This window comes from Rhodococcus ruitaii, from assembly GCF_055230935.1.
Map to the genome: position 1 here is coordinate 1 of NZ_JBUYWC010000033.1, position 11043 is coordinate 11043.

The 11043-nt window shown below is 65.5% G+C and carries 3 protein-coding genes; all 3 read left to right on the plus strand.

Annotated features, from left to right (window positions below):
- Positions 1 to 7290, plus strand: a 7290-nt coding sequence (locus tag ACZI8W_RS26020) for an amino acid adenylation domain-containing protein (protein WP_463371429.1), incomplete at its 5' end; no start/stop codon positions are given.
- A 226-nt stretch (positions 7291 to 7516) separates the two neighbouring features.
- On the plus strand, positions 7517 to 10066 hold the full coding sequence (locus ACZI8W_RS26025) for an amino acid adenylation domain-containing protein (RefSeq protein ID WP_463371431.1): 2550 nt from the start codon (positions 7517 to 7519) through the stop codon (positions 10064 to 10066).
- 173 nt (positions 10067 to 10239) lie between these two features.
- On the plus strand, positions 10240 to 11043 hold an 804-nt coding region (locus ACZI8W_RS26030), incomplete at its 3' end, for an AMP-binding protein (RefSeq protein WP_463371430.1).

Genomic DNA, 11043 nt, shown 5'->3' on the forward strand with positions numbered 1-11043 from the left:
CGTCGTGGTGGGCGGTCTCGGGGTGTGGTGTTGCCGCAGTTGTTGGTGTCTGCGGTGGAGTCGTGTGGTGATGCGGTGGCGGTGGTTGCTGGTGGGCGGTCGTTGTCGTATCGGGAGCTTGATGAGTGTTCGTCGCGGTGGGCTCGGTGGTTGATTTCTCGGGGTGTGGGTCCGGGGGATGCGGTGGTGGTGGCGGTGCCGCGTTCGTTGGAGTCGGTGGTGGTGTTGTGGGCGGTGGTGAAGTCGGGGGCGGCTTTCGTGCCGGTGGATCCGGGGTATCCGGTTGAGCGTGTGCAGTTCATGGTGGCGGATTCGGGTGCTGTGTTGGTTGTGACGGTGTCGTCGGTGGTGGATGTGGTGTCGGTGTCGTGTCCGTCTTCGGTGCCGGTGGTGGTGTTCGATGATGCGGGGTTGGTGTCGGAGGTGGGGGGGTTGTCGTCGCGTCCGGTGTCGTATGCGGATCGGGTGCGGTCGGTGGAGCTTGCTGATGCGGCGTGGATGATTTACACGTCGGGGTCGACGGGGCGTCCTAAGGGTGTTGTGGTGTCACATGCTGGTGTGGCGTCGTTGATTTCGGCTGAGCGTGAGCATTTCGGGGTGGTGGGGTCGTCTCGGGTGTTGCATGTGTGTTCGCCGAGTTTCGATGTGTCGTTGTTGGAGTTGTTGGTGGGGTTTTCGGCGGGGGCGTCGGTGGTGGTGGCGCCGGCGGGTGTCGGTGGTGGGCCGGAGTTGGCGGAGTTGATTGCGGCGGAGCGGGTGTCGCATGTGTTCATGACGCCGGGTGCGTTGGGGTCGATGGATCCGGTGGGGTTGGATTCGTTGTCGACGGTGGTGGTGGCGGGGGAGGCGTTTACGCCGGAGTTGGTGCGGCGGTGGTCTGTTCCGGGTGTGCGTCGGTTTTTCAATGCGTATGGTCCGACGGAGACGACGATTTTGGCGACGTCGTCGGGGGAGTTGGTGCCGGGGTCGGGGGTGTCGATCGGGTCGGCGATTGCGGGGGTGGGGTGTTTTGTGCTGGATGAGCGTTTGCGTCCGGTGGCTGAGGGTGTGGTGGGGGAGTTGTATGTGGCGGGGGCGCAGGTGGCGCGGGGGTATCACGGTCGGGTGGGGTTGACGTCGTGTCGTTTTGTGGCGGATCCGTTTTCGTCGTCGGGTGGGCGGATGTACCGGACGGGGGATGTGGTTCGTCGTGGTTCGGGTGGGGTGTTGGAGTATGTGGGGCGTAGTGATTTTCAGGTGAAGGTGCGGGGGTTCCGTATCGAGTTGGGTGAGGTCGATGCGGTGTTGGAGTCGTTGCCGGGGGTGGGTTTTTCGGTGACGGTGGGGTCGGTGTTGGCGTCGGGTGAGTCGGCGTTGGTGTCGTATGTGGTGGCGGATTCGGGTGTGGTGCTGGATTCGGGTGTGGTGCGTGAGCAGGTTGCGGGTGTGGTGCCGGGGTATATGGTGCCGGCGTTGGTGGTGGTGCTTGATGAGGTGCCGTTGACTCCGGTGGGGAAGGTGGATCGGGGGGCGTTGCCGGAGCCGGTGTTTGCGGTGCGGGAGTTTCGGGCGCCGCGGTCGGTGTTGGAGGAGTCGGTGGCGTCGGTGGTGGCGTCGGTGTTGGGGGTGGAGCGGGTCGGTTTGGATGATTCGTTTGTGGATTTGGGGGGTAATTCGTTGGCGGCGACGCGGTTGGTGGCGCGGTTGTCGTCGGTGGTGGGTGTGCGGGTGCCGGTGCCGGTGGTGTTCGAGTCGGGGTCGGTGGAGGTGTTGGCTTCCCGGATCTCGGCACTGGCGTCCGGTGGTGAGTCAGTACCGCTGGAAGCCCGGGAACGCCCGGATCACGTGCCGTTGTCGCTGGCGCAGCAGCGGATGTGGTTCCTCAACCGGCTGCAACCGGAGTCGTTCGTCGACAACATCCCGATGGCCATCAGGCTCTCCGGAGATCTCGATCATGCGGCATTGCGCTCGGCGATCGACGACGTCATTGCCCGGCACGAATCGCTGCGGACTGTCTATCCGGAAATCGACGGTATCGGCTACCAGAACGTGCTCCCCGCGCCTGATGCGCGGCTCGGCGTGGTGCCCGAACAGCTGTCCGCAGACGAGGTCCCCGATCGCATCGCGGAGATCGTGACCACCGGATTCGATGTCACTCGGGAGGTTCCGCTCCGGGTGCACCTGCTCGAGGTGTCCGAACGCGAGAATGTCCTGGTAGTGGTCGTGCACCACATCTCGGCCGACGGCTACTCGATCGGCCCACTGGTGCGCGATGTCGTGACCGCCTACGACGCGCACGTCTCGGGGACCGCACCGTCGTGGACTCCACTCGACGTGCAGTACGCGGACTTCACACTGTGGCAGCGAGAGGTGCTCGGCGAAGAGTCCGATCCCGAGTCGTTGATGTCCGAGCAAGTGGAATTCTGGCGCCGAACCCTCGCGGAGCTGCCCGAAGAGCTTCCGCTTCCGGTCGACCGCCCGCGGCCGGCGGTGGCGAGCAACCGCGGTGCATCGGTGCGTGTCGATGTCGACCGCGCTGTGCGTGCCGGAATCACCGATCTGGCGCGCCGTAGTGGTGCAACGGAATTCATGGTGGTTCACGCTGCACTGGCCGTGCTGCTCGCGCGGATGAGTGGCACAGAGGACATTGCGATCGGCACGCCCGTGGCCGGGCGCGGCGAGGCTGCCCTCGACGACGTCATCGGCATGTTCGTCAACACCCTCGTCCTGCGCACCGAGGTCGACGGTGGGGACTCGTTCGAAGACCTGCTGGGCCGGGTTCGTGTCGCAGACCTGGATGCATTCATGCACGCGGAGGTGCCGTTCGAGCGCTTGGTGGAGGTGCTCGACCCGCCGCGTTCGCAGTCCCGTCATCCGCTGTTCCAGGTGATGCTGACGTTCCAGAACATGCCCGTGTCGAACCTCGAACTCTCGGGCCTGAACATCTCCGGAATCGAATTCGATGCGGCAACAGCAAAATTCGATCTTCAGGTCACCGTCGCGGACACCATCGGGGCGGATGGAGAACCCGGTGGATTCGCCATCGAATTCAACTATGCGACAGAACTGTTCGACAGCACCACTGTCGAGTCGCTGGCGGGCAGGTTCACCCGGATTCTCGGTGCGGTGGTGTCCGGCGAGCACACTGCCGTTGCGGATCTACCGCTTCTCGAAGAGGTCGAACGCGAACAGATTCTCACCGAATGGAGTTCGCTCGGTGCCGGGACCCCGGCACGGACTCCGGTCACGCTCGCGGGCCGCCTGGCGGAGTCGGTGCTCGGTCACGGGTTGTCGCCGGCGGTCACCTTCGACGGGACCACCATCGACTATTCCGAGCTTTCGGCCCGGGCAAACCGGATGGCGCGTCGCCTCGTAGCTGCGGGCGTCGGTCCGGGGGCGCTCGTGGCGGTGGCGTTGCCGCGCTCGCTCGACCTCGTCGTCGCGCTCGTGGCCGTCGTCGAGTCCGGAGGCGCCTATCTGCCGGTCGACCCGACCTACCCGCAGGACCGCATCCGGTACATGCTCGACGATGCGCGCCCCCGCGTGATCGTCACGGCCGATGTGGTCGGGCGCGAGGACGGTGCGAGCGCGCTGTGGGACAGCGGGGTCGAGATTCTCCGGATCGACGATGCCGTCGAGGGATTCCAGGCAGATCCGCTGATCGACGCCGACCGCCTGGCGCCGCTGCGGCCGGACCATCTGGCCTACGTCATCTACACGTCGGGTTCCACGGGCCGTCCGAAGGGTGTCGGTGTCACCCACCGCAACGTGCTCACGCTGTTCGAGAACGCCGAACCACTGTTCGGTTTCGGGCCCGACGACGTGTGGACGCTGTTCCACTCGTATGCATTCGACTTCTCGGTGTGGGAACTGTGGGGACCGCTGCTGTACGGCGGCCGGCTCGTCGTCGTCGACTACTCGACCTCGCGGTCGCCGGAGTTGTTCGCCGGTCTCGTGCGCACCGAAGGCGTGACGATTCTCAACCAGACGCCGTCGGCGTTCTACCAGTTCGACGAGGCGGACCGTGCTCTGTCCTCCAGCGCAGTCGACGCTGCACCGGCGTCCCTGCGGTATGTGGTGTTCGGCGGTGAGGCACTCGATCCGGGTCGCCTCGGCGGATGGTTCGAGCGGCATCCCGTCTCACCTCGCTTGATCAACATGTACGGCATCACGGAGACGACAGTGCACGTCTCCTTCCACGTGGTCGAACCCGCTCACGCACAGGCCGGGTCGGCGAGCGCGATCGGGCGGTCCCTGCCAGGACTCACGGTGCGTGTACTCGACCGGCGCCTGCAGCCGGTGCCGCAGGGCGTACCCGGCGAGGTCTACGTGTCCGGCGACCAGCTGTCGCGCGGGTATCTGGGCCGTCCCGGGCTGACGGCAGTACGGTTCGTTGCGGATCCGTTCGGCGGAGACAGGCTCTACCGCACCGGGGACATCGGACGCTGGAACTCGGCCGGAATCCTCGAGTATGCGGGCCGCAGCGACGCCCAGGTGCAGTTGCGCGGTTTCCGCATCGAACTCGGTGAGATCGAGGCGGCTCTGCTGCAGGCATCGGGTGTTGCCCACGCTGTGGCGATGGTTCGCGACGACGGACTCGGTGAACGACTTGTCGGCTACGTCGTGCCGCGCGCCGGTGAGACGGTGGTCGCGGCAGACGTGCGCGGCCGGGTGTCGGAGTTCCTGACCGGATACATGGTGCCCGACATCGTGACCGTGCTCGACGAACTGCCGCTGACCGTCAACGGAAAGCTCGACCGCCGGGCCCTCCCCGCCCCGCGGATCGACGCTCTCGGCGACGCCTACCGGGAACCGGCAACGGCCTCCGAACGTGCAGTGTCGCGAATCCTGGCGCACGTCCTCGACGTCGAGAAGGTCGGTGCGGACGACTCGTTCTTCGATCTGGGTGGCAACTCGCTCATCGCGACACGGGTGATCGCGCGGATCAACGAGGCGCTCGGTTCGAACCTGGCGATTCGTGAATTGTTCGAGGACCCGACCGTGGCGGGTCTCGCGGCGCGAGCCGACTCCGGGCAGGAAGGCCGGACACTTCCCGAGCTGGTGGCCGGGCGAAGGCCGGATCGGATCCCGTTGTCGCTGGCGCAGCAGCGCATGTGGGTGCTGAACCAGCTCGATCCGGGATCGTCTAGCTACAACATTCCTCTCGCCATCCGATTGCGCGGCGATCTCGACGCTGCGGCGCTGGCTGTTGCGGTACGCGACATCGTCGAGCGCCACGAGTCGCTGCGCACGGTCTATCCGCAGGACGAGCAGGGCCCGCACCAGAAGATCCTGGACGTCGACGCGGTGGATCCCCTCACGACGGTGACGGTGGATTCCGAGGCCGAGGCGTTCGCGGCCGTCGTCGAGGTGGTGTCGCAGGGATTCGACGTCGCCACCGAGGTACCCGTTCGTGGTCGTCTCGTGAGCATCGCCCCGGACGACCACGTTCTTGCGCTCGTGGTTCATCACATCTCGGCCGATGGTGCTTCCCTGCCGCCGCTCGCGCGCGACCTGATGTCGGCGTATGTGGCTCGGCGTGCAGGGGGTGCTTCCACTGCCGACGCTCTCGAGATCCAGTACGCAGATTTCGCGCTGTGGCAGCAAGAAGCGTTCGGTGACGCCGATGATCCGGAGTCGCCGGCGGGGGTCCAGCTCGCGTACTGGCGTGAGCGTCTCGCCGGGGTTCCCGACCTGCTCGACGTGCCCACGGATCGCCCGCGGCCCGCAACACCGAGCCTGCGCGGTGCCACGCACGTCACTTCGGTGACGGCAGCGACTCGCGCTCGCCTCGAAGAACTCGCTGCGGCGCACAGGTCCACGCTGTTCATGGTGGTGCACTCCGCCCTTGCGGTGTTGTTGTCGCGGCTGAGCAACTCCCGCGACATCGTCATCGGCACCCCTGTGGCAGGACGGGGCGCTCGTGCGCTCGACGATGTCGTCGGAATGTTCGTCAACACACTGGCGTTGCGCACCGATATCGACCCTGCTGCCACATTCGGTGCGGTCCTCGACGATGCCCGTGCCGCAGACCTCGAAGCGTTCGCGAATGCCGACGTACCGTTCGAGCGGATCGTCGATGAGGTCGTCCCAGCACGATCGGCGGCACGGCATCCTGTGTTCCAGACGGTTCTGTCGTTCCAGAACATCGAACCGGCACGACTCGAACTTCCGGGGCTGACGGTCGAAGCCATCGACGGCGGTGAACTGGCCGCGAAGTTCGATCTTCAGGTCACAGTGGAGCCGACGCAGGGCGCCGACGGTGCGGCCGAAGGGATGGCGCTTGCCCTCACCTACGCGACCGACCTGTTCGACGCGGCGAGCATCGACACTCTCGCCGAGAGATTCGTGACGGTCCTCGACGCAGTGGCGGCCGCCCCCGCTGCGGTGGTCGGTGATCTCGACATCCGCACGGACGGTGAGCGTTCGGTCGCTACGACGGCGGTGCCGTCGGTGCCGTCGACGACCCCGCTGAGCGCGGATCGCACTGTCGCGCAGGAGATCCAAGTTGCGGTCGAGTCGGATCCGGATGCTCCCGCCGTGGTGTTCGGCGATGCGGAGTCGACCTTCGCAGAGATCGAGGCGCGCTCGTCGCAGTGGGCGAGGTACCTGATATCCCGCGGTGCAGGGTCGGGCGATGGTGTCGTGGTCGACCTTCCGGTCGGCGTCGATCTGGTGGTCGCATTGTGGGCGGTGGCGAAGTCGGGCGCTGCGGTGTCCTCCGACGGGCAGGTGCCCGCACGGTGGGGTCTGGCGACGACCGACCGGGTCGTCGAGCGCACGGATACGGCCGCTGCTGCCGAGACCACGTGGATCTCGTTCGACGATCCGGTGGTCGACGCTGCGGTGTCCGGATTGTCCGGCCGTTCGCTCGGCTACACGGACCGTCCCGAGGTGCTCGGGCCCGGTGATCAGGCGTTGCGATTCGGTGACGTATGTCTCAGTCACGGTGAGGTGGTTGCCGCGTTGCGTCGGGGGCAGGAGGAGCTGGCCCTGACCTACGATTCGCGCATCCTGCCGGGCCGCGCCGTCTCCGGTGAATGGATGGTCTTCGCGATACTGGCCGCCGCGGTTGCCGGTGCGGTGATCGTCGTTCCTGGTCTCGACGATGATCTCGGCGAACTCGCTCTCGACGAATGGGTCAGCCATGCGTTCGTTCCTGCAGCCGAAGTATCCGGATTGTCTGATTCGGACGACCTCGAAGCGGTGATCGTCACGGATCGACACGCCGGGGCGGACGGTGTTGTTTCGGGCCCTCTGGCAGGCAAGAGTGCCGTCGGAGCTGATCCGTGGGTGCTGCGGCAAAGGTAACTGTTCGGTAACTTCACTTCCGGTTGAGCGGCGTCGGGGCTGCTCGACCGGAAGGAGTCGTTTCGTGGCGGGTGCTCACCGGAAGTCGGGTTCGGTTGGACGGGCCGAAGCGGACGAAGTGCGACATGACGGTCGGATTGCGCGGACCGGACGGAAGACCCCCCCGAAGCCACGTCGTGGTGGGCGGTCTCGGGGTGTGGTGTTGCCGCAGTTGTTGGTGTCTGCGGTGGAGTCGTGTGGTGATGCGGTGGCGGTGGTTGCTGGTGGGCGGTCGTTGTCGTATCGGGAGCTTGATGAGTGTTCGTCGCGGTGGGCTCGGTGGTTGATTTCTCGGGGTGTGGGTCCGGGGGATGCGGTGGTGGTGGCGGTGCCGCGTTCGTTGGAGTCGGTGGTGGTGTTGTGGGCGGTGGTGAAGTCGGGGGCGGCTTTCGTGCCGGTGGATCCGGGGTATCCGGTTGAGCGTGTGCAGTTCATGGTGGCGGATTCGGGTGCTGTGTTGGTTGTGACGGTGTCGTCGGTGGTGGATGTGGTGTCGGTGTCGTGTCCGTCTTCGGTGCCGGTGGTGGTGTTCGATGATGCGGGGTTGGTGTCGGAGGTGGGGGGGTTGTCGTCGCGTCCGGTGTCGTATGCGGATCGGGTGCGGTCGGTGGAGCTTGCTGATGCGGCGTGGATGATTTACACGTCGGGGTCGACGGGGCGTCCTAAGGGTGTTGTGGTGTCACATGCTGGTGTGGCGTCGTTGATTTCGGCTGAGCGTGAGCATTTCGGGGTGGTGGGGTCGTCTCGGGTGTTGCATGTGTGTTCGCCGAGTTTCGATGTGTCGTTGTTGGAGTTGTTGGTGGGGTTTTCGGCGGGGGCGTCGGTGGTGGTGGCGCCGGCGGGTGTCGGTGGTGGGCCGGAGTTGGCGGAGTTGATTGCGGCGGAGCGGGTGTCGCATGTGTTCATGACGCCGGGTGCGTTGGGGTCGATGGATCCGGTGGGGTTGGATTCGTTGTCGACGGTGGTGGTGGCGGGGGAGGCGTTTACGCCGGAGTTGGTGCGGCGGTGGTCTGTTCCGGGTGTGCGTCGGTTTTTCAATGCGTATGGTCCGACGGAGACGACGATTTTGGCGACGTCGTCGGGGGAGTTGGTGCCGGGGTCGGGGGTGTCGATCGGGTCGGCGATTGCGGGGGTGGGGTGTTTTGTGCTGGATGAGCGTTTGCGTCCGGTGGCTGAGGGTGTGGTGGGGGAGTTGTATGTGGCGGGGGCGCAGGTGGCGCGGGGGTATCACGGTCGGGTGGGGTTGACGTCGTGTCGTTTTGTGGCGGATCCGTTTTCGTCGTCGGGTGGGCGGATGTACCGGACGGGGGATGTGGTTCGTCGTGGTTCGGGTGGGGTGTTGGAGTATGTGGGGCGTAGTGATTTTCAGGTGAAGGTGCGGGGGTTCCGTATCGAGTTGGGTGAGGTCGATGCGGTGTTGGAGTCGTTGCCGGGGGTGGGTTTTTCGGTGACGGTGGGGTCGGTGTTGGCGTCGGGTGAGTCGGCGTTGGTGTCGTATGTGGTGGCGGATTCGGGTGTGGTGCTGGATTCGGGTGTGGTGCGTGAGCAGGTTGCGGGTGTGGTGCCGGGGTATATGGTGCCGGCGTTGGTGGTGGTGCTTGATGAGGTGCCGTTGACTCCGGTGGGGAAGGTGGATCGGGGGGCGTTGCCGGAGCCGGTGTTTGCGGTGCGGGAGTTTCGGGCGCCGCGGTCGGTGTTGGAGGAGTCGGTGGCGTCGGTGGTGGCGTCGGTGTTGGGGGTGGAGCGGGTCGGTTTGGATGATTCGTTTGTGGATTTGGGGGGTAATTCGTTGGCGGCGACGCGGTTGGTGGCGCGGTTGTCGTCGGTGGTGGGTGTGCGGGTGCCGGTGCCGGTGGTGTTCGAGTCGGGGTCGGTGGAGGTGTTGGCTTCCCGGATCTCGGCACTGGCGGAGTCCGAGGAGTGCGTCTCGGGTGGGCTATTCGACATGGTCATTCCACTCCGCGTCGGCAACCCGGACCTCGAAGCGGTCTTCTTCGTACATCCGGTGGTCGGACTCGCGTGGAGCTTCGCGGAATTGGCGAAGTATGTGCCGGAAGGGGTGCCCGTCTACGGAATCCAATCGCCCGCATTGTCCGGTATCGACGCATTGCCGGAGTCGATCGAGGAGTGGGCTCGGCTCTACGTATCCGAGATCCGCCGCCTGCAACCACGTGGGAGTTTCCACCTTGTCGGATGGTCGATGGGTGGCGTGATCGCCCATGAGATGGCCGTGCAGTTGCAGCGGAACGGCGCCACCGTGGCATCGCTGGTTCTGCTCGACGCGCAGGTGCCCGCGCCGCTGGAGGTTTCCGTCGACGTGCGGCAAGTCGCCCTCACCGCCTTGCGGGGCGGCGTGGGGGCAGGCATCCGCACCCGGGACGAGATCGTGTCGAATATCACACGAGAACTGGACGAGGGCGCCGACGATATCCCCTCGATGGCTGACGTCCTCGATGGAATCGGGTGGTCGATCGACGTTCTCGGACGGCACAGGCCGGGTCGATTCTCTGGGGATATCCTTTTCGTGGAGGCGCGCGAATCAGCGCCGGGAGCGGGTAGTTCCCTCCTCGATTGGTCACCGTTCGTGGTGGGCGAAGTACACTGCCACAAGGTCGAGTCGTCGCACTGGGAACTCACGGGAGCCGATGCGTGCATTGTGGTCGGCCCACTTCTCGAGTCGTGGATCACCATCCGTGATATGTCCGAATTGTTCACTGTTTCAGCGGATGTCGAATAGTCGAATTGTCATTCAACTGGAAACAGTAGTGGCCCCATGCGAGAATTCGACGTGGTGGGTGCGTGTGAGGCGGTTGTCGGGGGCCGTGGTCACATGACAAGCACTCGACCCGCGTGCGGCGCCGAACGCGCTGCTCGCGACCGCATTTCGCCCCGGTGCAGAACGGGAGTGGTATGACGGTCAAGGTTATCGGGTCCGAGTATGTCGATTCGAGTAACGCGGGCCGTGACCTCCCCCGCCGACACGGTCGTACCAGGCGAGCGCGGCGCCATGCTCCGGTTCCCCTGCTCCCGCACCTGCTCGCGACCGCCGTGGAGCGGGATCCCGATGCCACCGCGGTCGTATCTGATGGCGGCACTCTCACATACCGCGAGCTCGACGCTCGATCCTCGGCCCTGGCTCGGCTATTGATCGGCCGCGGGGTGGGGCCCGAGGATCGCATCGCCATCTTGATGACCCGTTCGCTCGAGTCGGTTCTCGCGACCTGGGCGGTGGCGAAGACCGGTGCGACGTTCGTACCGGTGGACCCGAACTACCCGGCCGACCGGATCGAGTACATGTTCACCGACTCCAGGTCGGGTCTCGTGCTGACGCTCTCGGACCACACCGGCGTCCTGTCGGCCGGCGTAGCGTCGACCGACATCGAGGTCGTGGTCGTCGACGATCCCGAGACCGAGGCCGTGCTCGCCACACTCCCGTCGACCCCCGTCACGTTCGATGAGCGGATCCGAACATTGCGGGTGGAGAATGCGGCGTATGTGATTTATACGTCGGGGTCGACGGGGAAGCCGAAGGGTGTGGTGGTCACTCATTCGGGGTTGTCGAATTTCTGTGCTGAGCAGGTGGAGCGGTACGGGTTGGATTCGCGGTCGCGGACGTTGTATTTCGCGTCGCCGAGTTTCGATGCGTCGATGATGGAGTTGTTGTTGGCGGTGGGGGCGTCGTCGACGATGGTGGTGGTGCCGACGTCGGTGTAT